This is a genomic window from Pseudomonas sp. YJ42 (assembly GCF_047225135.1).
GTDB classification, from domain to species: Bacteria; Pseudomonadota; Gammaproteobacteria; order Pseudomonadales; family Pseudomonadaceae; genus Stutzerimonas; species Stutzerimonas stutzeri_E.
Genome location: NZ_CP178378.1, coordinates 4,124,790 through 4,147,918, shown reverse-complemented (window position 1 = coordinate 4,147,918; position 23,129 = coordinate 4,124,790). Strand labels below are relative to the sequence as shown.

17 protein-coding genes are annotated in these 23,129 nt (G+C 63.5%); 9 read left to right on the top strand and 8 right to left on the bottom strand.

Features of this window, described 5'->3' with window-relative positions; all coding sequences use genetic code 11:
* Positions 1–34 precede the first annotated feature (34 nt).
* Positions 35–427: a VOC family protein gene (locus ACL0K2_RS19140; RefSeq protein WP_045161077.1), complete on the top strand. Its 393-nt coding sequence runs from the start codon at positions 35–37 to the stop codon at positions 425–427.
* A 141-nt stretch (positions 428–568) separates the two neighbouring features.
* Here the strand turns inward: ACL0K2_RS19140 and ACL0K2_RS19135 are convergent, their stop codons facing one another.
* Entirely contained in the window at positions 569–1,879 is a 1,311-nt protein-coding gene (locus ACL0K2_RS19135) for an ABC1 kinase family protein (protein WP_413043229.1), read from the bottom strand.
* Positions 1,880–2,317: 438 nt separating this feature from the next.
* Here ACL0K2_RS19135 and ACL0K2_RS19130 point away from each other — a divergent pair, with 438 nt between their 5' ends.
* From ACL0K2_RS19130 to ACL0K2_RS19115, 4 genes are all read left to right on the top strand, one after another.
* A complete protein-coding gene (locus ACL0K2_RS19130) occupies positions 2,318–3,841 on the top strand; it encodes an ATPase domain-containing protein (RefSeq protein ID WP_045161075.1) in 1,524 nt (507 codons plus the stop codon).
* A complete protein-coding gene (locus tag ACL0K2_RS19125) occupies positions 3,828–5,546 on the top strand; it encodes a response regulator (RefSeq protein ID WP_413043228.1) in 1,719 nt (572 codons plus the stop codon). The genes ACL0K2_RS19130 and ACL0K2_RS19125 overlap by 14 nt, the downstream gene beginning before the upstream one ends.
* A gap of 137 nt (positions 5,547–5,683) precedes the next feature.
* Positions 5,684–7,189, top strand: a complete 1,506-nt coding sequence (locus ACL0K2_RS19120) for a sialate O-acetylesterase (protein ID WP_413043227.1) — start codon at positions 5,684–5,686, stop codon at positions 7,187–7,189.
* A 344-nt stretch (positions 7,190–7,533) separates the two neighbouring features.
* Positions 7,534–9,735, top strand: a complete 2,202-nt coding sequence (locus ACL0K2_RS19115) for an OsmC domain/YcaO domain-containing protein (protein WP_045161072.1) — start codon at positions 7,534–7,536, stop codon at positions 9,733–9,735.
* A gap of 30 nt (positions 9,736–9,765) precedes the next feature.
* On the opposite strand, the gene ACL0K2_RS19110 is transcribed toward ACL0K2_RS19115, so the two are convergent.
* Positions 9,766–10,686: an AraC family transcriptional regulator gene (locus ACL0K2_RS19110; protein ID WP_045161071.1), complete on the bottom strand. Its 921-nt coding sequence runs from the start codon at positions 10,684–10,686 to the stop codon at positions 9,766–9,768.
* Positions 10,687–10,978: 292 nt separating this feature from the next.
* Entirely contained in the window at positions 10,979–11,431 is a 453-nt protein-coding gene (locus ACL0K2_RS19105; RefSeq protein WP_045161070.1) for a PA2169 family four-helix-bundle protein, read from the bottom strand.
* Positions 11,432–11,736: 305 nt separating this feature from the next.
* Between ACL0K2_RS19105 and ACL0K2_RS19100 the strand changes: the two genes are divergently transcribed.
* Genes ACL0K2_RS19100 through ACL0K2_RS19090 form a run of 3 tightly spaced genes read left to right on the top strand, consistent with a single transcriptional unit; the run spans position 11,737 to position 15,886 of the window.
* Positions 11,737–13,314, top strand: a complete 1,578-nt coding sequence (locus tag ACL0K2_RS19100) for an MFS transporter (protein ID WP_239610774.1) — start codon at positions 11,737–11,739, stop codon at positions 13,312–13,314.
* Entirely contained in the window at positions 13,311–14,495 is a 1,185-nt protein-coding gene (locus ACL0K2_RS19095; RefSeq protein ID WP_413043226.1) for an HlyD family secretion protein, read from the top strand. Before ACL0K2_RS19100 ends, ACL0K2_RS19095 begins: the two co-directional genes overlap by 4 nt.
* Entirely contained in the window at positions 14,492–15,886 is a 1,395-nt protein-coding gene (locus ACL0K2_RS19090) for an efflux transporter outer membrane subunit (protein WP_155397601.1), read from the top strand. The genes ACL0K2_RS19095 and ACL0K2_RS19090 overlap by 4 nt, the downstream gene beginning before the upstream one ends.
* 4 nt (positions 15,887–15,890) lie before the next feature.
* Here the strand turns inward: ACL0K2_RS19090 and ACL0K2_RS19085 are convergent, their stop codons facing one another.
* The 5 genes from ACL0K2_RS19085 to ACL0K2_RS19065 all read right to left on the bottom strand — a co-directional run bounded on the left by ACL0K2_RS19085 (position 15,891) and on the right by ACL0K2_RS19065 (position 21,190).
* The gene (locus ACL0K2_RS19085) at positions 15,891–17,288 is read right to left on the bottom strand and encodes a PepSY-associated TM helix domain-containing protein (protein ID WP_080890552.1); all 1,398 of its coding nucleotides are present in this window, start codon (positions 17,286–17,288) and stop codon (positions 15,891–15,893) included.
* A 123-nt stretch (positions 17,289–17,411) separates the two neighbouring features.
* Positions 17,412–17,828: a DUF2946 family protein gene (locus ACL0K2_RS19080; protein WP_045161066.1), complete on the bottom strand. Its 417-nt coding sequence runs from the start codon at positions 17,826–17,828 to the stop codon at positions 17,412–17,414.
* Positions 17,829–17,956: 128 nt separating this feature from the next.
* A complete protein-coding gene (locus ACL0K2_RS19075) occupies positions 17,957–19,192 on the bottom strand; it encodes an EAL domain-containing protein (RefSeq protein WP_413043225.1) in 1,236 nt (411 codons plus the stop codon).
* A 115-nt stretch (positions 19,193–19,307) separates the two neighbouring features.
* Positions 19,308–20,150: an exodeoxyribonuclease III gene (gene xth, locus ACL0K2_RS19070; protein WP_045161064.1), complete on the bottom strand. Its 843-nt coding sequence runs from the start codon at positions 20,148–20,150 to the stop codon at positions 19,308–19,310.
* 131 nt (positions 20,151–20,281) lie between these two features.
* A complete protein-coding gene (locus ACL0K2_RS19065; protein WP_045161063.1) occupies positions 20,282–21,190 on the bottom strand; it encodes a LysR family transcriptional regulator in 909 nt (302 codons plus the stop codon).
* A 116-nt stretch (positions 21,191–21,306) separates the two neighbouring features.
* Here ACL0K2_RS19065 and gcl point away from each other — a divergent pair, with 116 nt between their 5' ends.
* A complete protein-coding gene (gene gcl / locus ACL0K2_RS19060; RefSeq protein ID WP_045161062.1) occupies positions 21,307–23,088 on the top strand; it encodes a glyoxylate carboligase in 1,782 nt (593 codons plus the stop codon).
* Positions 23,089–23,129: the final 41 nt, after the last annotated feature.

Genomic DNA, 23,129 nt, shown 5'->3' with positions numbered 1-23,129 from the left:
TGTTTGCATCATCCAACCACGTAGCGAGGGGTCCATGCTCAATCATGTAATGGTCGGTTCGAATGATATTGAACGGTCGAAGCGGTTCTACGACGCAGTGCTCGGTGTGCTCGGCGCAGGCGAGCCGCTCCGCAATACCGCTCCTTCCGGGCACACTCGCCTTTTCTACCATCACGACGGGAGCCTGTTCGGTGTCACCGAGCCCATCAACGGTGAACCAGCGACGGTAGGCAATGGCGGCACGATTGGCTTCAAATGCAACTCACCCGAGCAGGTCCAGGCGTTTCACGACGTAGCCGTCGCGCATGGCGGCACCACCTGTGAAGAGCCGCCGGGGCTGCGTGAAGGCAGCCTCGGCGCGATGCACCTGGGCTATGTACGCGATCCTGACGGAAACAAACTGTGCGCGATCTACCGCGCCCCGTAACCGCTTGTTCAGCGCCGTGCGGCCATGGTGCGGCGCTGAATGAAAGTCGATGCGTCGCAGCCCGTTGCGGCGCATCCACCTGTTTGCCTTCTGGCCGCAATCGGGCCTGGTTGAATGGTCGAATCCGATTTCATTGAGCGCTTAGACCGGTTTGTCGGGTTGTACGATGGCACGCCATTGCGCGATGCGGCTTGCCAGCAGATCAGCGACTGGCAGGCAGGCGCCGAGCCGGTAGAGGTTCCAGTAATGCCCTTCCAGCGTGCGGTTGACCAGCAGCGTACCGGACGCCGGCTGCAGACTGCCGAGCGCAGACATCAGCAACGGCGAGAGTTCGACCAGTTGCTGATGCAGGGACGCGCCGCGAAAATCCCATTGCGCTCCGGGTTGCAGTAACGGATGCAGCAGGAGATGAATGCGGCGATACAGGCCATGCGGCGGGGCGCTGCCTGGCTGGCGCCCACCGAGAGCCTGGAAGCCCGCCTCCAGCGCCTCGCTGGATGGGCCGCGCAAGGCATCGAAGATCTGTACATAAGCGCGCAGCAAGCGCATCGGCAGCGGGACGACACTGCCGAAATCGTAAATCACCAGTTCCCCGGCATCGGTCCAGGCAAGATTGCCCGGATGCGGGTCGGCGTGCAGTTGTCCGAGGCCGAATGCCTGCTCGGCGAGCCAGTCGCAGAGGGCTTCGGCCAGTCGCTGACGAATCTCGGCGGATGCCTGGTCGACCTCATTCATCGAGCGTCCCGGCAGCTCTTCCAACACCAGCACACCAGGGCGGCACAGCGCCACGACGGAAAACGGAATGCGCACGCCGGGCCAGTCCTCGAAGTGCTGGCGAAAGCGCTCAAGATTGTCGCGCTCGGCACCGTAATCGAGTTCCTGGTCGATCGCGCGTTGCAGCTCGCGGTAGACCGACTCGAGCCGCGCCGAGGGCGTGCCGAATAGCCGCCCCAGCGGCATCAGCCGGCGCAGCTGCCGCAGGTCGGCATCGCAAATCGCACGAATGCCCGGGTACTGGATCTTCATGATCAGCGCTCGCCCCTGCCGGTCACGCGCACGGTGCACTTGCCCCAGCGACGCCGCCGCGGCGGGTTGCGCCTCGATGGTGTCGAACAGCGCATACAACCGGCCGTGGTAAAGGCGCTGCAGGTGGGATTCGAGCGGGGCGAACGGCAGTGACGGGACCTGATTCTGCAGCCGGGACAGCGCCGCGCTGATCGGTGGCGGCAGCACATCCTGCCATTGCGATGCCTGCTGACCGAGCTTGAGCACCGGGCCCTTCATCTGCCCCAGCGTATCGCCCAGCAGCTCACCGACCGGCGCCCAGTCGATACTCGCCTTACCCGACGTGATGCGCTGCACCACGAGATTGCCAGCGATCCGCGCGCCGGTGCCACCCAGGAGCAGCAACCGGCCGAGAGCCGAGGCCGATGGACGTGAGGGTCGTGACATCCGGGCCACCTGATCAAACAAAGCCCGATCATGGGCCAGCCGGTCAGGCGATCCAAGCGCCAATGATTACGATCTGTTGCATCGGCGCAGCGCAGGCGGTGCACTCGCACCTTACAAGCGAAACGACATCCGAACGGCTCTACGACGTGGCCTAGCGCCTATGACAGCGTTCCGGTGATGACCGCTAACGGCAGGGGGAAGGGGAACGGTGCGACGAAAGCCCAGTCGGATTAGAGGACGGTGCCCCTCGGTTATCGCCTGCCGGCAGCATCTATGCGAAGCTTCGTCAGAGCCATCGGCGAACCGATTGAAGGGGCTTTTTGCCCGACCGCCACGCGGCATTTACGGGCGTGTTCCAGCTGCTTCATTGCCATACGTCACGAAGCCTGGAACAAGGACACGCAGCCTCCGTCTGGAGCCCTGCGTAAGGAGTATGGAATGACCGATTCCTTTGATCAGTTGCCGACGACCGATGACGAATGCCCTCGTATCTCGACTGGCAGCGCAGGCCTCGACGACATCCTCGGTGGGGGACTGGACCCTAATCGAATGTATCTCTACGAGGGCAGCCCAGGCTCCGGCAAGACCACTATCGCTCTGCAGTTTCTTCTCGAAGGTGTACGCCATGGCGAGCGAGTGCTCTACATAACGCTCTCGGAAACCAAGAAGGAACTGGAACTCGTCGCCAAGCGTCACGGCTGGACGCTCGATGGTATAGATGTTTTCGAGCTGGTGACGCCCGAAGACGCCCTCGACCCCGAGCTCGAACTGACCGTGCTGCATCCGGCCGAGATGGAGCTGAGCGAGACCACCAAACAGGTCTTCGACCGCGTCAGCGCAACCAACCCGACCCGGGTTATTTTCGACAGCCTGTCCGAAATGCGTCTGCTGGCGCAGAGCCCGCTGCGCTATCGCCGACAAGTCCTGGCGCTCAAGCACTTCTTCACCACGCGCCGTTGCACGGTGATCCTGCTCGATGACCAGACCTCCGAAAGCGGCGATCTGCAACTCCACTCGATTTCACACGGGGTGGTGATGCTGGAGCAGTTGGCCATTGATTACGGCGCGGAGCGTAGACGCCTGCGGGTGATCAAGATGCGCGGCATCAAATTCCGGGGCGGCTACCACGACTTCACGATCAAGACCGGCGGCCTGGCGATCTACCCGCGTCTGATCGCCGCCGAACACCACTCGCCGTTCGTCGGCGAATTCACCTCGAGCGGCAACGACGAACTGGACAAGATGCTGGGCGGCGGTCTGGAACGTGGCACCAACGCATTGCTGATCGGAGCGGCCGGCGTCGGTAAATCCTCGGTGGCACTGGGTTTTGCCGCAGCGGCCTGCAAGCGCGGCGAGCACGTGGCGTTTTTCATCTTCGACGAGGGCATCGGCACGCTGCTGGCGCGCGCTCGAGCGCTCGGCCTGGATCTCGAACCCTGGATCGAACGCGGTTTGCTGCACCTGCAACAGATCGATCCCGCCGAGCTGTCGCCCGGCGAGTTCACCGCCGCCGTGAGGCACAGCGTCGAGGAGCAAGGGGCGCAACTGGTGATACTGGATAGCCTCAACGGCTACCTGAACGCCATGCCCGATGGCCGTTTCTTGATCCTGCAAATGCACGAGCTGCTGAGCTATCTGGGTCAGAAAGGTGTGATCAGCGTGATGGTGCTCGCTCAGCACGGCCTGGTGGGACCGATGGATACGCCCATCGATATCAGCTATCTCAGTGATGCGGTTATCATGCTGCGCTACTTCGAGCATGCCGGCGTCGTCCGGCGCGCGATGTCTGTGGTTAAAAAGCGCAGCGGACGCCACGAAAACAGCATCCGGGAGTTTCGCCTTGGCGCTTCCGGCATCAAGGTCGGACTGCCGCTCGTGCACTTCAGCGGCATATTCTTGGGCACGCCGACGTACACCGGCGATGCCAGCCCTCTCATGAAAGACGAGCATGACGACGCCTAAGCGAGAAAGCCCATTAGTAGTCGTCTTCGCACCCATCGGCAGGGACGGCCCGGCAACGGCCGACCTGCTGCGCCGCAGCGGGATGGCTGCCGATGTCTGCCACAGCGTCGCCGAGGTGCTGGAGCGCGCCGAACACGATGCCGACGCGGTGTTCATCGCCGAAGAGGCCTTGTTCGGCCAGGACCTTAAGGCCCTGGGTGCGTGGGTCGATGCACAACCGGCCTGGTCCGACTTTCCGTTCGTGGTGTTGACCAGCAAGCACCGACAGCCGGCGGTCAGTGCCTGGCGGCAACGCCTGGTCGCGGCGTTGCGCAATGTCTCTCTGCTCGAACGCCCGGTGCAAAGCATCACCCTCACCAGCGCCGTCCAGGCGGCCATACGCGGCCGCCTTCGCCAGTACGAGGTCCGCGCATTGATCGAGGCCCGCGAGCAGGCCTCGCATGAGCTCGAAGCGCTGGTGGTCGAACGTACCCGGGCACTGGAGCAGGCCAACGTCGAGCTGCGCACGCAAATGGTGGAACGTGCCCACATCGAAGAAACATTGCGTCAAACGCAGAAGATCGAGGCCATCGGGCAGCTCACCGGCGGCATCGCACATGATTTCAACAATCTGCTGATGGTTATCGCTGGCGGCCTCGACATGCTCGATCGCCGCTCCGATCCAGATCGCCGCCAGCGTCTGATGGACGGCATGCGCCAGGCCGCACAGCGTGGCGCCGCCCTGACCCGACAGCTACTGGCCTTCTCGCGGCGGCAGTCGCTGGCACCCGAGGCGGTCGATCTGGCCCATCGCATCAGCCGGATGCGCGAACTGCTCGACCGCAGCCTGCGTGGCGACGTGCACGTCGAGGTGCAGTTCGCCGACGATCTGTGGCCAGTGGAAGTCGATCCCGGCGAGCTGGAGCTGGTGATCCTCAACCTGGCGGTCAATGCCCGCGATGCCATGCCTGAAGGCGGCACGATCCTGTTGCAGGCCTCGAATGCGCCAGACGAGCAGGTGCTGGGCCAGCGAGGCGATTTTGTCCGCCTGGCGGTGATCGATTCGGGCACCGGTATCCCGGACGATGTACGCGGACGTGTATTCGACCCCTTCTTCACCACCAAGGAAATCGGCAAGGGCTCCGGCCTCGGCCTGGCGCAGGTCTATGGTTTCGCCCGGCAGTCTGGCGGCACGGTTTGGATCGATACCGAGTGTGAACGGGGCACCAGCGTGGTGCTGCTACTGCCCCGTGCGACATCCGTCCCGGACGCGCCTGGCCAGGCAGGCATGCAAGTGGAGGTCGCGGCGCAGGTCTCGGCCGGCAATGTCTTGCTGGTCGACGATGACGAAGCGGTCGCGGCACTGGTCGGCGAAATGCTCCAACACCTGGGGTTCACCGTGACCCTCGCCACCAGTGCCGCGGCGGCGCTGGGCGCCCTGGCAAACGGACGCAAGGTGGATATCGTCTTCTCCGACGTGATGATGCCCGGCGGCATGAACGGCGTGGAGCTGGCACGAGAGATCCGTACGAAACACCGCGACATTCCGGTGCTGCTCACCAGCGGCTACGCCGAAGCCGCGAAAAAAACCGCCGATGAGGAAGGTGTCTACGTACTGGCCAAACCCTATCGACTGGAAGAACTCGCGCAGGCGATCAAAGACGCGATGGACAATGCACCCGCGCCACGGCACGCCCCTCAGCCGCTCGCCTCATCACGTCACTGAGCGAAACGTCGAAATACCGCCTCGGCGAGCCGAAGCCGAACTAAGCACAGCCTTCACCGTCGAACGCCAATTCCGAAACGACCCGGTCCGAACCTGTTTGGCACAGGGCCTGGTCGCAGTTCAACAAAGGAAATGGCATGCCTGCACAGCTCCTCACCGCCTGGCCCTTCACTTACGCAACGGTCGCCGCCGTACTGTTGAGCACCTCTGCCTCATCGCTGGCCGACGACGCCTCTCTGGCGACCCGCGACGCGCAGAACAAGCGCTTCAGCGAGCAGCTCATGGCATCCCCCAATCATCGCGCACCGGCGCCGACGGCCAGATACAACCACATCGTCACTTACGGTCAGTCCCTGGCCTCGGCCGCCGAAGGCTGGCCGGCGCTGTCGAAACAGCCGAAGTACGACAATCTGATGCTGGGCGACTCGGTGCGTTCGGCGACATTCAGCGGCGACCGATTCGTACCGGTCGGCGAATTCGCGTTCAAGCCGCTCAGGGCGGTCGTCCAGCTCAAGCGCGATCCGAAGGTCATCCTCGATGGCCGGTCGGTGGCGAGACTGGACGAGCATGCGCAGGAGGAAGGCGAATCCGTGGAAGTCGGCGCGTTGAATATGGCCCGCCGCCTCTATCTCGCAAAGCACGGCGTCGCAGCCGACCCCGAGCACCTGTTCGTGGCCAGCAACGCGTCCACCTCCGGGCGCTCCATCGCGCAGCTGTCCAAGGTCGGCGGCACCCACGAGTATCGACGGGTGCTGCAGGCGGTCGACCAGGCCAAGCAGATCGCTGACGCTCAAGACGCCAGCTACCGCCTCAGCGCCTTCTTCTGGCTGCAGGGTGAATACGACTACTCGCAGACCCAGGGTGGCATCAACGACAAGGCTTACTACAAGAAGATGCTGCGCCAGCTGCGCGACGACCTGAACGCCGATACCGCGCAGGCGATCGCCGGACAGCAGCGGATGCCGGCGTTCATCAGCTACCAGACCGATGCCAAATCATCGGTGGTCAATGGCAGCCTCGACATCGGCATGGCGCAGTGGGAACTGGCGCAGGAGGAGCCGAACTGGTACCTCGCCGGGCCGGTTTACCCCTACGTGGACAAGGGCACTCACCTGTCGGCCAATGGTTATCGCTGGTTCGGCCAGATGCTCGGCAAGGTCTATCACCAGGTGGTGATAGAGGGCCGCAACTGGCAACCGCTGTCGCCGCGCGGCGCCACTTACGAAGATCGCGAAATACTCATTGACTTCCATGTGCCGTCCCCGCCGCTGGTATTCGACCAACCCTATCTCGGCCATCAGGCACGGCCGATCGAGAACCGCGGCTTCATCCTGATCGACGAGCAGGGCGAGGTGCCGATCGAAGCCGTGGAGATCGTCGCCGACACGGTTGTGCGCCTGAATGCCGGCCGCGATCTGGTCGGCACGCCGCGCATCCGCTATGCCAGCCATGCGGTTGGAGGCGCCGGTGAATTACGCGACAGCGACCCGAGCCAGGCCGACGCCCGCTACGAATACTTGCCGGACGAAGGCATGCCGCGCGAAGCCAACATCGCCGCACTGGTGGACAAACCCTATCCGCTGCACAACTGGAGTATCGCGTTCGAGTTGCAAGCGGGCAAAGGGCACGCCTCGTCACGCTGAGCCCAAGTGCTGGAGATGACTGCGACAGACGGGCAGCAGCGGTGTCCCCGTCACGTCCGTCGCGGCGAAAATGGGCGCGCTCAGGCCTTTCTTTGAGCCTCTTGCTGCTTTCGCCAGGTAGCAAGCGTACGGCTTTCCCACTGACGGAAGGCACGAAAGAACGAGTTCTAATCCTCGTAGCCATTTGGGACGACGAGGTCGTGGCGGGTCACTACCGTGCATTCGTGTTAGCGCTGATATTCGGGGAGCGAGAGGCTGCACAGACCGCCAGGCTGGAAAATCACGCACGCAAGGCTGATAAACCGGATAATGGGCGGCCAAATCGTGTTGTTCTGGTATCGCCCATGGAAATCAAAGTTAACTTTCTCGACAACCTCAGGCTTGAAGCCAAGTTCGATGATTTCTCGGTGGTAGCCGATCAACCGATTCGCTACAAGGGCGACGGCTCAGCGCCAGGCCCGTTCGATTATTTCCTGGCCTCTTCCGCGCTGTGTGCGGCTTACTTCGTCAAGTTGTACTGCCAGACGCGCGGCATCCCGACCGAAAACATCCGCCTTTCGCAGAACAACATCGTCGATCCGGAAAACCGCTATAAGCAGATCTTCAAGATTCAGGTCGAGCTTCCGGCGGACATCTCCGACAAGGACCGTCAGGGCATCCTGCGTTCCATCGAGCGGTGCACGGTCAAAAAGGTGGTGCAGACTGGGCCGGAGTTCGTCATCGAGCAAGTGGACAATCTCGATGCAGACGCCCAGGCGCTGCTGCTACCCGACACCGCGGCCGACGCGAGCACCTACATCGCCGGTAAGGATCTGCCACTCGAGCAGACCATCGCCAACATGTCAGAGATTCTGGCCGGCCTCGGGATGAAGATCGAAATCGCGTCGTGGCGCAATATCGTACCCAACGTGTGGTCGCTGCATATTCGCGATGCGCATTCGCCGATGTGCTTCACCAACGGTAAAGGCGCGACCAAGGAAAGCGCGTTGGCGTCGGCGTTGGGAGAGTTCATCGAGCGACTCAACTGCAACTTCTTCTACAACGACCAGTTCTGGGGCGAAGGCATCGCCCATGCCGATTTCGTGCACTACCCCGACGAGCGCTGGTTCAAGCCGGGCCGCAAAGATGCGTTGCCGGCAGAAATACTCGATACGTACTGCCGGGAGATCTACAACCCCGATGGCGAGCTGCGCGGCTCACACCTGTACGACACCAATTCGGGCAACGTCGAGCGCGGCATCTGCTCGTTGCCCTTTGTGCGCCAGTCGGACGGCGAAGTGGTGTACTTCCCCTCCAACCTGATCGAAAACCTGTTTCTCAGCAACGGCATGAGCGCCGGCAATACCTTGGCCGAAGCGCAGGTACAGTGCCTGTCGGAAATTTTCGAGCGCGCGGTCAAACGCGAGATCCTCGAAGGCGAAATCGCCCTGCCTGACGTACCCCAGAAAGTACTGGCGAAGTACCCCGCAATCCTGGCAGGCATCCAGGGGCTGGAGGAGCAGGGTTTTCCGGTGCTGGTCAAGGACGCGTCGCTGGGCGGGGAATATCCGGTGATGTGCGTCACCCTGATGAACCCGCGCACCGGCGGTGTCTTCGCCTCGTTCGGGGCGCACCCGAGTTTCGAGGTGGCGCTGGAGCGGAGCCTCACCGAACTGTTGCAGGGCCGCAGCTTCGAAGGTTTGAACGACCTGCCCCAGCCGACCTTTGAAAGCCAGGCTGTGATGGAGCCGAACAACTTTGTCGAACACTTCATCGATTCCAGCGGTGTGGTGTCGTGGCGCTTCTTCAGCGCCAAGGCTGATTTCGAGTTCATCGAGTGGGACTTTTCCGGGCATGGCGAAGATTCCAACGCCGAGGAGGCCTCCACGCTGTTCGGGATTCTCGAAGGCATGGGCAAGGAAGCGTACATGGCCGTGTATGACCAGCTAGGCGCAACGGCCTGTCGGATTCTTGTGCCCGGCTATTCGGAAATCTACCCGGTAGAAGATCTGGTCTGGGACAACACCAACAAGGCACTGTTTTTCCGTGAAGACATCCTTAACCTGCACCGGCTGGACGATGGCAGCCTGAAAGCACTGGTCGAGCGTCTCGAAGACAGTGAACTGGATGATTACACCGACATCACCACACTGATCGGGATCGAATTTGACGAGAACACAGCATGGGGCAAGCTGACGATTCTCGAACTGAAGCTTTTGATCCATCTCGCCCTGAACCAGCTCGAAGAGGCAAAGGAGCTGGTCGAAGCCTTCCTGCAGTTCAATGACAACACGGTCGAGCGTGGGCTGTTCTATCAGGCCGTGAACGTGGTGCTCGAAGTGGCCCTGGATGACGAGATGCAGCTGGATGACTACGAAGCCAACTTCCGTCGCCTGTTCGGCCACGAGCGGATGGACGCCGCGATGGGCTCGGTCGACGGCAGCGTGCGCTTCTTCGGCCTGACGCCCACCAGCACCAAGCTGGAAGGACTCGATCGCCACCTGCGCCTGATCGACAGCTACAAGAAGCTGCACGCGGCACGCGGCAAGGTGGCGGCGCTGCGCTGAATGCTGGGGCTGGCGAACGCCTCGCGCTGATCAGGCGATGCTGCGCAAACGCGCCATATCCTTGACCGGCGAGGCGCCGAACAGCCGGCTGTATTCGCGACTGAACTGCGAAGGGCTTTCGTAGCCGACCCGATAGCCGGCTGCCGAGACTTCCAGGCCTTCGGTCATCAGCAAGCGCCGGGCCTCCTGCAAGCGAAGCTGTTTTTGATACTGCAGCGGGCTCATGGCGGTGAGCGCCTTGAAGCGATGATGCAGGCTGGAACTGCTGAGGTTGACCCGGCTCGCCAGCTCATCGATGCGCAGCGGCTCGACGTAGTTGTGGTTGAGCCATTCGATGGCGCGATTGACCCGGTGCGACTGGCTGCCCTGCAGCGCTATGTCCCGCAAGTGCCGACCTTGCGGTCCGCAGAGCAACCGATAGAAGATTTCGCGCAAGGCCAACGGTGCCAGCACCGGAATGTCCTTCGGGTTGCCAAGCAGGCGGACCAACCGCAGGGTGGCATCGAGCAGCGGCGCATCGATGCGGTCCAGATACAGGCCGCGCCCGTCCGGCTCGCTGCTCGCCATGAGCGGCTCGGCCTCGCTGATCAGCCCGGCGATCAACGGGGGGTCGATATCCAGGCGGATGCAAATATAAGGCTCCGCGCTCGAGGCCCGTACCACACAACCGGCCACCGGCAACGTCACCGACACCACCAGGTAATGCAGTGGGTCATAGCAATACAGTTCATCGGCCAGACGCACTTCTTTGCCGCCCTGAACGATGATGCACAACGCCGGCTTGTGTACGCCATAGGTCATCTCGCCGGGTGTCTCGCAACGGATCAGGTGCAGCGGTTCGATGATGGTCGGATGCATGCCGTCACCGCTGACGAAGCCATCGACCAGCCGCGCCAGTTCGGCACGCTGGGCACCGGTGTCATCGGCCGGAGGAGTGATGAATGAATTCATGGCAGCCGGCTCTCAGGAAAACGAAGGGGTTTAGCTTAGCAGCTCGCAACGAAATTGCTGCCGGTGGGCAGCAGACGAGCCGGAGGCTAGCAAGCCGAACCGAATCGCCGTGCAGCCCGGGCTGGGACAGTCATTCCCGATGTTTAACGAACGTGAGGCGTGGCGACGGCACCAGCGGGTCGAAACAAGGCGTAGTCGCCTCCGGGCACCAGGCAGATAAGCAAACGCCCCGAATGGTCGGGGCGTTGTCGGACTCGGGAGCCGTGTCGATCAGGTTGATCGGCGCGCCGGATCAGCTGCGCGCGCGTTCTGCGTCACGCAGCGCCTTCACCTGGTCATGATTGCGCTGCACGCCTTGAAACTGGCGCTCCACAACCGCACGGATATCGACCGGCAGGTCTTTCTCCAGCGCTTTGCGATAGCTCTTGAGTGCTACGTCTTCACCTCGTTCGCACTCGTTCAGAATCGCTTCGTCGCTGTGACCGGTAATCGCGGACTTCAGATCGACCCAGCGCCGGTGCATATCGCCCGCCGTGCTGGTGGAGGTTTCCGGATCGCCGCCCAGGGACCTGACCAGTTGCTGCAGCTCGGCGGCAGCCGTCGCGCAGTCCTGCGCACGTTGGGTCATGGTGGTTTTCAGCTGCGGATTCTTCAGGTCTTCGGCGCATTCGCGGAAGCCTTTCTCACCGTCCTTGCTGGTTTCGATGAGGTCGTTGAGTACGGAAATGGTGTCGTTGGTGTCCATTTGAAGGTCCTCCTGAGGCTCAGTTAAAGGCCGGTAACAACACGGCCAACCTGTTGAGTCGACTGCCGCGTTTCGGCAAAGGTTCAGCCGCCCCGCCCAGTGACCGGCCCGCCGCACAGGGCGATTTTTCATCGCGACCAACGGAGCGGCACGGGTAGAATCAATCATTTCGCGCCCGCGGCTGTCCTAAAGGATGTCCGCCGGCTCGGCAGACGCCCGTGCATGCCCCTAGCCGTCGAGTTCTGCAAAACATGCCGCAATACCTCGCACCCGTTCCTCGCTGGGAACCCCATGAACGCCCGTCGATGCCCGGATCCCCGGCGATCCTGCTGCATCCGATGCCGGTGCGCATCGCCTATGCCTGCGTCGCCGTACTGGTGGGCCTCACGGGCGGCCTGGGCAACGCGTTGTTCATCGCCAATCTGCCGAGCATCCAGGGCGATCTCGGTCTGACGCCCTCCGAGGCGGCCTGGTTGCCAGCGGCCTACTTCATGGTCAACGTCTCCGCCAACCTGCTGATGATCAAATTTCGCCAGCAGTACGGCCTGCGCCGTTTCGCCGAGATCGGGCTGGCGCTCTACGCGGCGCTGAGCATCGCCCACGTATTCGTCGAAGGGCTCGAAATGGCCATCTTCGTGCGCGCGGCCAGCGGCCTGGCCGCGGCCACGACCTCGTCGCTGGGGCTGTTCTACATGCTCCAGGCGTTTCGCAAGGCGGACTTGCCGAAGGCGGTGATCCTCGGCTTCGGCATTTCCCAGCTGGGCACGCCGCTGGCCTGGCTGATGTCGCCGGCCTTGCTGATTCTTGGCGAATGGCATCGCCTCTACGTGTTCGAAAGCGGTCTGGCGCTGTGCTCGCTGGCGGCGGTGGTCGTGCTCAAGCTGCCGTTGGGCGAGCGCATCAAGGTCTTCGAACCGCTGGACTTCCTGACCTTCGCCCTGCTCGCCCCCGCCCTGGCGTTGATCGCGGCGGTGCTGGCGCAGGGCCGGATCCTTTGGTGGACCGAGCAGCCGTGGCTGGGCTACGCCCTGATCGCTGCGCTGCTGCTGATGTGCGCGGCCTTCATGATCGAACATCACCGGCGCAATCCGCTGCTGCACACCCGCTGGCTGGGTACCGCCGAGATGCTGCGTTTCGCCTTCGGTGCGCTGATGCTGCGACTGCTGCTGTCCGAACAGACCTATGGCGCGGTTGGCCTGCTGCAGACCCTCGGCATGGGCACCGAGCAACTGCAGCCGTTGTATGCGGTGATTCTGCTGGGGCTGATCATGGGCATTGCCGGCAGTGCGATGACCTTCAGCCCGGCCATGGCCTTCCCGCAGATCCTGCTGTCGATCGTGCTGATCGCCATCGCCAGCTTTCTCGACATCGACGCCACCAACCTGACCCGCCCGCACGACATGTTTCTCAGCCAGGGCCTGCTGGCATTCGCCAGCGGCATGTTTCTCGGGCCGCTGCTGATCACCGGTATCGGTCGGGCGCTGCGCAACGGGCCGAACTATCTGGTGACTTTCATCGTCTTGTTCACCATGACCCAGAGCTTGGGCGGCCTGGCAGCCCCAGCGCTGTTCGGCACCTACCAGGTGATGCGCGAGAAATACCATTCCAGCCATCTGACCGAGCAGGTGGTGCCCGGCGACCCTCGGGTCGCGGGCCGATTGCAGGCCCAGAACCAGGCGCTGACACCACGCCAGACCGACCCTCGACTACGCCAGGCGCAAAGCGCCGCGCAGCTGAGTCAGGCGGCCACGCGGGAAGCCAATGTGCTGGCCTTCAATGATGTATTCCGGCTGATCGGCATGCTCTCCATCGGCGTGTTCGGCTGGACGCTCTATCGCACCCTGCGCATCGCGCAGCAGAACAGGAACGCCGCCTCTCCATGAGCGAACGCACCCAAACCGAGGATCAGCAAAACCTCAAGACGGCTCAGCCTCCCCAACCTTCGGCGGCCGCTACCGATGCCGGCCCGACGCCGGACGATCCGCCAAAGACCATCAAACCGAGTCGACGCTCGGTCATCCTGATGCTGCTGGTGGCATTGATCGGCGTGCTGGCGATTCTCTACGCCTGGCAACTGTGGCCGTTCAGTGGACAGGTGGCGGTGACCGAGAATGCCTACGTGCGCGGGCAGATCACCGTGCTCGCCCCGCAGGTCAACGGCTACGTCACCGAGGTAATGGTGCAGGACTTCGAGCAGGTCGCACAGGGCCAGCCACTGGTACGTATCGACGACCGCCAGTATCGCCAGACCGTCGAGCAGCGCCGCGCCGAGCTCGCCGCGCGACGCTTCGAACTGGAGAACCTGGAACAGACCCTGGCCTCGAATCAGGCGACGCTGGCGTCACGCCGCGCCGAACTGTCTGCCGCCGAAGCCGAACGGCTACGCGCCCTCGCGGATGAAAAGCGCGTCAACGAGCTGGCCAAGCGTGGCTCGGTCTCCATCCGCGAACGCGACCAGATCCGCGCCGGCGCCCGTGCCGCCGCGGCCAAGGTGCAGCAGGCGCAGGCGGCTATCGCCATTGCCGAGCAGACCTTGAAAGCCAGCGAAGTGTCCCGTGGTGGTTTGCAGGCGCAGGTGGAGATCGCCGAGGCCACATTGAAGCGGGCACAAATCGACCTCGATAACACGGAGATCCAGGCGCCGCGCGACGGCCAGGTCAGCGAGATCACGGTACGCCAGGGCCAATACGTGACGGCTGGCTCGCAGCTGCTCTACCTGGTGCCGGAGCAGCTCTGGGTGATCGCCAACTACAAGGAAACCCAGACCTTCGCCATGCGCCCCGGCCAACCCGTGAAAATCGAGGTCGACGCGCTGGACGGCGCACACCTGAACGGTCGCGTGCAGCGTCTGGCGCCGGCAACCGGTTCGGAATTCAGCATTCTGCGACCGGACAACGCCACCGGCAATTTCACCAAGGTGGTCCAGCGCTTGCCGGTGCGTATCTCCATCGATCCGGACCAGCCGCTCGCGCAACGCCTGCGACCGGGGCTGTCGGTGATTACCCATGTGGACACCGGCGGCACTACGGCGCAGGAGCGATCCACCGCGGACGGCGAGCAATGATTCGTCCTTCCCGTGTTTTGCGCCAATGGTCGTCCTGCGTACTGCTGGTCGCGCTGACCGGCTGCATGCCACCGCGCCAGCCGCCGCCAACCGAGGCGAACGTCGCCCCGCCTGCACAGTGGCGCGACGCTCCCGGCCGCAAAACGGAAATTTCAGCGAACTGGTGGGCGGCGTTCGGCGACTCTCAGCTGACGGCCCTGGTCGAGGCGGCGCTGGCCAACAACACCGATGTGCTGAGCGCCGCTTCTCGCGTCGAACAGGCGCGCGAACAGATCCGACTATCACGCGCCGCCTTGCTGCCGACGCTCGACGCTGCCTTGGGCGCGCAGCGCACCCGCGAACTGAGCGTTCTTGGAATCGCCCACACCACCGCGCTGCAGCCCTCGCTTCAGGTGTCCTATGAAGTGGATATTTGGGGCCGGTTGCGGCGTCTGCGCGACGCCGCAAGGTTGCAATATCAGGCCAGCGAGGCCGAACGCGATGCCGTGCGTCTGGCAGTCGCCGCCACCACCGCACGCGCCTATGTTTCGCTGCTGTCGCTGGACCGCCAGTTGTACGTGACTCGCGAGACGGTCGACTCCCGGCAGCAGGCGCTGCGCGTCGCCGAAGACCGCGCCAGCCTCGGTTACACCTCGCAGTTGGAACTGAGCCAGGCACAATCGGAATACGAAGCCGCGGCGCAGTTGCTCCCTCAATTGCAACAGGCGATCCGCGAACAGGAACATGCGCTGCGCCTGCTGATCGGTGAGCTGCCGGGGCCGGTGCAACGCGGCGAGGCGTTCACGGCCTTGCACTCCCCTCCCGTGCCGCAGGCACTTCCCTCGGAATTGCTGAGGCGACGGCCGGATATCCATCAGGCCGAGCTGCTGCTGGCCGCCAGCGATATCAACCTGCAAGCCCAGCGCGACCGCTTCCTGCCACAGGTACAACTCTCGGCGAGCATCGGCCTGCTGTTCGTCAATTCGCTGGATTACGACCCGGTCCGCATCTGGGACCTCGGCGCCAGTGTGCTCGCGCCGATCTTCAATGCCGGACGCCTTGAAGCGGGTGTCAACATCGCCACCGCCCAGCGCGATCAGGCCGCCTTCGCCTACCGCGCGGCCGCGCTCCAGGCATTTTCCGACGTAGAGGACAGCCTTTCAGCGGTGGGCAATCTGCAGCAGCAGATCGAACGCGTCGAGGCGCGGCGCGCGGTGCTGGAGCGTTCGCTGACCTACGCCGAGGATCGCTACCGTGCCGGCTATTCGTCTTACATCGAGACGCTCGACGCCCAACGCAACCTGTTCAACACCGAACTCACCGCGGTGCAGCTGCGCGAAAACCAGATCAACATGCTCATCGGCCTCTATCAGGTGCTCGGCGGGGGCTGGCAGCCCGCCGCCGAACACTGATCGTTCAGCCCGGCTGACGCGCGGCCTCGCGGTCGATGCGCCGCCTTCCGCCGAGGGCCAGCTCAGCGAGGAGAAACAGCAGCAGGCTGCCACCCAACACCGGCAGGCAATAGCCGAACAGCACCGCGAGCGTCACGGTCATCATCCGAGCGGTCGGTGAAAGATCGCGCAGCGCCTGCAGCAGCCCGGCGCTACGCACCGGCGCACGGCGACGCCACCCCATCAGGTAACCCCAGCTCACCAGCGTGATCAGACCGAGCGCAGTGACCGCGAGCAGCAACTGGTTGGGCAGGCCGAACAGCACGCCCATGTGGGCATCTATTCCCCAACGGGTCAGTTTGGCCGCCAGCGGGAAGGTGGCGAAGTCGATGCGATCGGTGATGGTCAACGAACGTGGATCGACCGCAACCGCATCGACCTGCGTCGGCCAGCTGCGGTCGATCTCGGTCACCGTCCAGGCTCGATCAAGGCCCGCCGCCGGAACGATCTCCAGCTTGCCGGCATCGATCCCGGCGCGGCGCGCGACGGCCAGCACGGCGTCGAATAGCGCGGGGTCGCCAGGTGCGGCCGAAGCCATCGGCATCCCGGCGTGATGAGCATGTTCGCTCGCGGGGGCTGACGCCTGGCCGGTTAGCGCGGTGGAGACGCTCGGCGTGGACATCCCGAGCGCAGCCCGGGCGATGCCGATATTGTCCCCGGCCCAGCGCGACCAGGTCAGTCCGGTGGCGGAGAAGAACAGCAAGCCCACCAGCAAGCACAGCCCCAGCGTGGCGTGCCAGCGCCGCAGCCGTTGCGTGCTGGCCACGCGCGACGTGCGACTACGCTGACGGCGGATCGTCCAGAGCGCCAGCCCACCCAGCGCCGCAACCCATAGCCAGGACGCCGCCAGCTCACTGTAGAGCCGCCCCGCCTCCCCCAGTAACAGGTTGCGATGAAAACCATCGATCCAGGTTCGCAACGGCAGTACGCCAGAGGTGCCGTAAACGAGCAGATCGCCACGGATCTCGGCCGTTACCGGGTCGATGAATACGGCGCGGCTTTCCGACGGTGCCAGTCCTGGGGCGTTGAACATCACCCGCGTGGTGGTGCCGGGTTGCGGTGCCGGGCGCACCGCCGACAGTGTCGCGGCCGAACCGATGTGGGCCTGGGCGATTTCCACCTGGCGCGCCAGGGGCAGTGTCGGCCCCCGGTTATCGGTGAACAACTGCTGCGCATAGAGCCGGCTCTCCAGCTGTGGCGTCAGCGCATAAAACAAGCCGCTCAACGCCGCGACGAGGATAAATGGCCCAACCAGCAGGCCCACATGAAGATGCAAACGAATCAGCAACCCCAGCAAAGGTCGCTGCGCCACGGATACAAGGGGTGGGGCCTCGGGCCGGGCTCCGGAAATAGGTGATGACATGCAGATTCACTCGATCGAGAAGTTACGCCTGGCAGACCAACCCGGCACTCGGGTTGGCGAGACAGATCCACCGCCCGCGGTACTACGTCGCCTCAGGCGGGTTCAAAACAGTGCATATGACGATCAGGTGAACGGAGAGGCGCGGGGATTGAGGCTGGGCCAGCGGTAACGCGGTGACAGGGGCGGCGCCGTGACGAGCGCAAGAACGCCCATCCGCAACCGCCGTGGCTCGTGCAGCTCGGGCGTGCTGGCCGGAATCGCTGCCAGCGACGTCGCGCCCGCCGCGCAACAACAAGGCATGCCGAGATGATGAACAGGCGCCGGTGCGGGTTCGTCCTCAGACGACACCTGGCCGGCATGCAGCGCGTGGTCCCCGTGCGCAACCAGCGGACCAGAATCGTGCCGGCCGGGCTCGCTCATCGGGCAGTGCCCGGCCATGCCCGCTGCCCGCACACCGACGCCCATCAGCGGCATCGCGAACAGGTGCAGTAGTACCGCCAGAGCAGCTATCCAGAGCGGGGCGCGACGAGGACGATGCATGGGAAGAGTTGATGGCTCCAGCAACAAAGAAGCGCAGCGAATGAATTGGACTGGATTGTAGGTGCCCTGGTCGGGAAGTACCACGCCGCACTCGACTGGTTGCCCTCGGCGCGTAAGTGGCCCCGCTTTCAGCCTACCGGGTGCTCCAGCGGCAGCGGCATGCCCAGCAGGAAGCCCTGGGCCTTGGTCACCTTCAAGTCGCGCAGCACTTTCAGCTCCGCATCTGTTTCGACGCCTTCGGCGATGATCTTGCTGCCGGTCTGGTCGGCAAAGCGAATCAGCGCCGCGGCCATCGCGCAACAATCGCTGTCGCTGTCGACATTGCTGATCAGGCTCCGGTCGAGCTTGATGACGTCAGGCTTGAGCTTGAGGATGTGGCGGAGGCTGGCGTAGCCGGCTCCCGCGTCGTCGACCGCCAGACGCAGCCCGGCCTGACGGAGCGGTTCGAGCTGAGCGGCGATCAGCACATAGTCGACGATGGAGGTATGCTCGGTCACCTCCAGCATCAGACGATGCAGCGGTTGCCTGGCGAGCAAATCGATCACCGAACCGTCCAGCAACGCTTCCGGACAGACGTTCAGCGACAGGTAAACATCTTCTGGAATCAGCCGCAGGCCTTCGAGGGCGGTTTCCAGCAGCAGGGTTTCCAACTGGGTGCGCAGCCCGACTTCGCCGGCTTCCTCGAACCAAAGATCCGGTGAACGGTAGGGCTCGGCACGAAATCGCGCCAGCGCTTCGTAGCCAACGATCGTGTCGTCGGCCAGGTGGAAAATGGGTTGGTAGACCGTCCAGAAATCGCGGCGCGCGATAACCGCCTTGATGCGCTCGAGCTTGTCACGGTGCAGCTGTTCGCGCTGTGCGTTGCGCTCGAGAAGGCCGCCGGCAAAGGTGGCGAACAAGCGCATGGTACTCAGATCGCTTTGGTCCAGGTGTTGATCCGCTTGCGTACTGAAGCAGCAGAAGGTGCCGTAGAGCGAGCCATCACTGAAGCGGATCGGTACGCTCATATGCGCCCCAATCGGTATCGTCTGAGTCTCCGGTAGCGCCAACGCTTCCTTGAGCTCGGCGGCATCGTGAATGAGCTCCGGCAGGCGGCCATCGACGATCCGCTGGCAATAGCTTTCTTCCAGAGGGCCGCCATCTCCGACCGTCAACGCCACCGCGCGAGGATTCCCGTCGATATGGCGAAACACCCTCAGCCCTTCGCGAAATTCGCCAATGAAGGCGACTTCTATTCCTAGATGGCGACGGACCGTATACAAGGCCTCGGTCAGTATCTCGTCAACGGACAGACTGACCCGTTCATCCCGCGCTACCTGCTGTAGCAACTCGCTGCCGCCGACTAGTTCAGAATCCCGGTTCATCGATGGGTACTCCGTTCGCTCTTCCAGCGGAAGAGTCGTGGCGTTTGATGCTCAGGTACGGGGCTGGCACGCGCAGCAGAGCCCTGTCTTGAGCCTAGCGCTCATTCCGACGTTGCTAGGCGGAGGACGACGACCGGCGCTTGGCCGGTTTCTTTTTCTGCTCATTCGCGGCATCAGCTGCGGCCAGCTTGACCCAGGTCGGCGCATGATCACTGGCGTGGTCCTGATCGCGCACCCAACGATCGACACCGGCGTCAAGCATGCGTGGCGCCAGGTCGGCACTGAGCAGTAGATGGTCGATACGCAAGCCGGAGTTCTTTTGCCAGTGCTGTCGAAAGTAATCCCAGAAGGTGTAGACGCGCTCGTCCGGGTATTGCGCACGCAGCGCATCGGTCCAGCCCTGTGCCAGCAGGCGTCGATAGCACTCGCGGCTTTCCGGTTGCAGCAACGCGTCCTTGAGCCAGGAGCGCGGGTTGTAGATGTCCTCGTCGGTGGGCACCACGTTGTAGTCGCCCGCCAGCACCACTGGATGCCCATTGTCGAACAACCCCGCCGCATGCTCGATCAAGCGTTCGAACCAGGCCAGCTTGTAGTCGAATTTCGGCCCCGGCTGCGGATTGCCGTTGGGCAGGTAAAGACAGGCGACGATGATGCCGTGCGCCGCCGCCTCCAGATAGCGACTATGGCTGTCATCCGGATCACCCGGCAGACCGCGGCGGATCTCCAGCGGATCATCGCCGCGCGAGAGAATCGCCACACCATTCCAGGACTTTTGCCCATGCCAGATCGCGCCGTAGCCAGCCGCACGGATATCGTCGATGGGAAAGTCGGCGTCCTGCGCCTTCAGCTCCTGCAGGCAGACCACGTCAGGTTGCTCGCGCTCGAGCCAATCGAGCAGATTGGTGCGCCGGGCGCGGATGCCGTTGATGTTGAAGGTGGCAATTTTAAGGGAGTCCACGGGTAGCCTCGCGCCGATGGATGACCCTTGTTGTGACTCGCGGCGGCGTGGCGTGGTTCGCTGTGTCGTCTGGCACGATGATGGGTTTTCCCCCATCAAAGCGCCATACGAACCTGCCTGTACACCTCGACTCAGCGGCTCTCCCAATACCCCGGCGCGTTGTAGATCGTCTTTAGGTAGTCGATGAAGAAACGCACCTTGGCCGGTAGATAACGCTGCTGCGGGTAGACCGCCTGGATGTCGTAGGCCGACAACGCGAACTCGTCGAGCACCGTCACCAGTTCGCCGCGCTTGAGCTCAGCCTGGATCTCCCAAGTCGAGCGCCAGCCGATGCCCAGGCCCTGCTTGACCCAGTCGAAAAGCAGCTCGCCATCGTTGCAATCGAGGTTGCCCGAGACCCGCACAGCGACCTGCTTGCCGTCACGCAGAAAGGTCCAGCCGCGCTGCTGGCCGCCCTGGAGGTTGAACGCCAGGCAATTGTGCCGCGCGAGATCTTCCAGGGTACGCGGCACGCCCTGGCGCTCGAAGTAGTCCGGTGCACCGCAGACCACGCGGCGATTGGGAAACAGCTTGATGGCGACGTAGTTGGGGTCGGTCACTTCGCCAATGCGGATGCCCATGTCATAGCCATGCCGGACCAGATCGACCACGCTGTCGGTGAAGTTGAACGACAGTTGCAGGTCCGGGTAGCGTGCCTGGAACGCCGGCGCGTGTGGGCCGATATGTCGGCGACCGAACGCGGCCGGTGCCGAAACCACCAGATGTCCGCGTACCGAAGTGCGATCGTTGCTGATGCTGGCGTCCGCTTCGTCGAAATCCTTGAGCAGCCCGCGGGCACGATCCAGGTACTGCTCGCCCAGATCGGTCAGCGCCAGCCCGCGCGTGGAGCGGTGCATCAGCTTGACGCCCAGGTGCCGCTCCAGCGCATCGAGCCGTCGGCCCATCACCACCGGCGTCACGCCTTCTTTCAATGCAGCCGCCGCGAAGCTGCCGTTCTCGGCCACCAGCACGAAGCTGTTCAGCATCGTATAGCGATCCATTCGATACTCCTGATATCGACAGAACTGAAGTTTCGGCCAATTCCGCCTTGGGTTCCAGCACTGCATGCTTGGGCCACGTATAAAAACTATCGAGTCAAACGTAGGAGGAATGATCCATGGCCCGAATGAGAGCAATCGATGCCGCCGTTGCGGTATTGCGCAAGGAAGGCATCGACACCGCCTTCGGCATCCCCGGTGCCGCGATCAACCCGCTGTATTCCGCCCTGCGCGCCGACGGCAGCATCCGCCACATCCTCGCCCGCCACGTCGAAGGCGCCTCGCACATGGCCGAGGGTTACACCCGCACCAAGGCCGGCAACATCGGCGTCTGCATCGGCACTTCGGGCCCGGCCGGCACGGACATGATCACCGGCCTCTACTCCGCCTGGGCCGACTCGATCCCGATTCTCTGCATCACCGGGCAAGCGCCGCGTGCTCGTTTGTACAAGGAAGATTTCCAGGCCGTGGATATCGAGTCCATCGCCAAGCCGGTCACCAAATGGGCGGTGACCGTGCGTGAGCCGGCCCTGGTGCCGCGCGTATTCCAGCAGGCCTTCCACGTCATGCGTTCGGGCCGCCCTGGTCCGGTGCTGATCGACCTGCCGTTCGACGTGCAGATGGCCGAGATCGAATTCGACGTCGAGACTTACGAGCCGCTTTCGGTCTACAAACCGGCAGCCAGCCGCAAGCAGATCGAGAAAGCCATCGACATGCTTTGCGCTGCCGAGCGCCCGCTGATCGTCGCCGGTGGCGGTATCTACAACGCCAGTGCAGAAGAGTTGCTGGTGGAGTTCGCCGAGACCGTCGGCGTGCCGGTGATCCCGACCCTGATGGGCTGGGGCTCGATCCCGGATGATCACCCGTTGATGGCCGGCATGTGCGGCTTGCAGACCAGCCATCGCTACGGCAACGCCAACATGCTGGCCTCGGACTTCGTGCTCGGCATCGGCAACCGTTGGGCTAACCGTCATACCGGCTCGGTCGACGTCTACACCAAGGACCGCAAATTCGTACACGTCGACATCGAACCGACTCAGATTGGCCGGGTGTTCTCGCCGGACTTCGGCATCACTTCCGATGCGGGCGCCGCCCTGAAACTGTTCGTGGAAGTCGCCAAGGAGCGCAAGGCCGCGGGCAAGCTGCCGGATCGTAACGCCTGGGCCGCCGATTGCCAGGAGCGCAAGCGCACCCTGCTGCGCAAGACCCACTTCGACTCGGTGCCGATGAAGCCGCAGCGTGTGTACCAGTGCATGAACAACGCGTTCGGCAAGGACGCCTGCTACGTCAGCACTATCGGCCTGTCGCAGATCGCCGCCGCGCAGTTCCTGCATGTGTACAAGCCGCGCCACTGGATCAACTGTGGCCAGGCTGGCCCGCTCGGCTGGACCATTCCGGCGGCGCTCGGTGTGGTCGCGGCGGACCCGACCCGCAAGGTGGTGGCGCTCTCTGGCGACTACGATTTCCAGTTCATGATCGAGGAGTTGGCGGTGGGCGCGCAGTTCAAGCTGCCCTACATCCACATTCTGGTGAACAACGCCTACCTCGGCCTGATCCGCCAGGCGCAGCGCGGCTTCGAGATGGATTACTGCGTGCAGCTGGGCTTCGAGAACATCAATGCCGACCAAAGCGGCATGGAAGGCTACGGCGTCGACCACGTCGCGGTGGTCGAGGGTCTGGGCTGCAAGGCGATCCGCGTGTTCAGGCAGGAAGACTTGCGCCCAGCCATCGAGCAGGCCCAGGCGTGGATGGCCGAGCACCAGGTGCCAGTGGTGATCGAGGTGATCCTCGAGCGCGTCACCAACATCGCCATGGGCACCGAGATCGACGCCATCAACGAATTCGAGCCGCTGGCCGAGGGCCGAGAAGACGCACCGACTGCGGTCGCGCTGCTGGATTGATTCAACCGTAACCAAACGCGTGGAAGACGCTTCGCGGTCTT

What these genes read in the sequence shown, in the direction of transcription:
- ACL0K2_RS19140 (WP_045161077.1), top strand. Translation starts at nt 35, where the DNA reads ATGCTCAATCATGTAATGGTCGGTTCGAATGATATTGAACGGTCGAAG.
- ACL0K2_RS19135 (WP_413043229.1), bottom strand. Translation starts at nt 1,879, where the DNA reads ATGTCACGACCCTCACGTCCATCGGCCTCGGCTCTCGGCCGGTTGCTG.
- ACL0K2_RS19130 (WP_045161075.1), top strand. Translation starts at nt 2,318, where the DNA reads ATGACCGATTCCTTTGATCAGTTGCCGACGACCGATGACGAATGCCCT.
- ACL0K2_RS19125 (WP_413043228.1), top strand. Translation starts at nt 3,828, where the DNA reads ATGACGACGCCTAAGCGAGAAAGCCCATTAGTAGTCGTCTTCGCACCC.
- ACL0K2_RS19120 (WP_413043227.1), top strand. Translation starts at nt 5,684, where the DNA reads ATGCCTGCACAGCTCCTCACCGCCTGGCCCTTCACTTACGCAACGGTC.
- ACL0K2_RS19115 (WP_045161072.1), top strand. Translation starts at nt 7,534, where the DNA reads ATGGAAATCAAAGTTAACTTTCTCGACAACCTCAGGCTTGAAGCCAAG.
- ACL0K2_RS19110 (WP_045161071.1), bottom strand. Translation starts at nt 10,686, where the DNA reads ATGAATTCATTCATCACTCCTCCGGCCGATGACACCGGTGCCCAGCGT.
- ACL0K2_RS19105 (WP_045161070.1), bottom strand. Translation starts at nt 11,431, where the DNA reads ATGGACACCAACGACACCATTTCCGTACTCAACGACCTCATCGAAACC.
- ACL0K2_RS19100 (WP_239610774.1), top strand. Translation starts at nt 11,737, where the DNA reads ATGCCCGGATCCCCGGCGATCCTGCTGCATCCGATGCCGGTGCGCATC.
- ACL0K2_RS19095 (WP_413043226.1), top strand. Translation starts at nt 13,311, where the DNA reads ATGAGCGAACGCACCCAAACCGAGGATCAGCAAAACCTCAAGACGGCT.
- ACL0K2_RS19090 (WP_155397601.1), top strand. Translation starts at nt 14,492, where the DNA reads ATGATTCGTCCTTCCCGTGTTTTGCGCCAATGGTCGTCCTGCGTACTG.
- ACL0K2_RS19085 (WP_080890552.1), bottom strand. Translation starts at nt 17,288, where the DNA reads ATGTCATCACCTATTTCCGGAGCCCGGCCCGAGGCCCCACCCCTTGTA.
- ACL0K2_RS19080 (WP_045161066.1), bottom strand. Translation starts at nt 17,828, where the DNA reads ATGCATCGTCCTCGTCGCGCCCCGCTCTGGATAGCTGCTCTGGCGGTA.
- ACL0K2_RS19075 (WP_413043225.1), bottom strand. Translation starts at nt 19,192, where the DNA reads ATGAACCGGGATTCTGAACTAGTCGGCGGCAGCGAGTTGCTACAGCAG.
- ACL0K2_RS19065 (WP_045161063.1), bottom strand. Translation starts at nt 21,190, where the DNA reads ATGGATCGCTATACGATGCTGAACAGCTTCGTGCTGGTGGCCGAGAAC.
- gcl (WP_045161062.1), top strand. Translation starts at nt 21,307, where the DNA reads ATGGCCCGAATGAGAGCAATCGATGCCGCCGTTGCGGTATTGCGCAAG.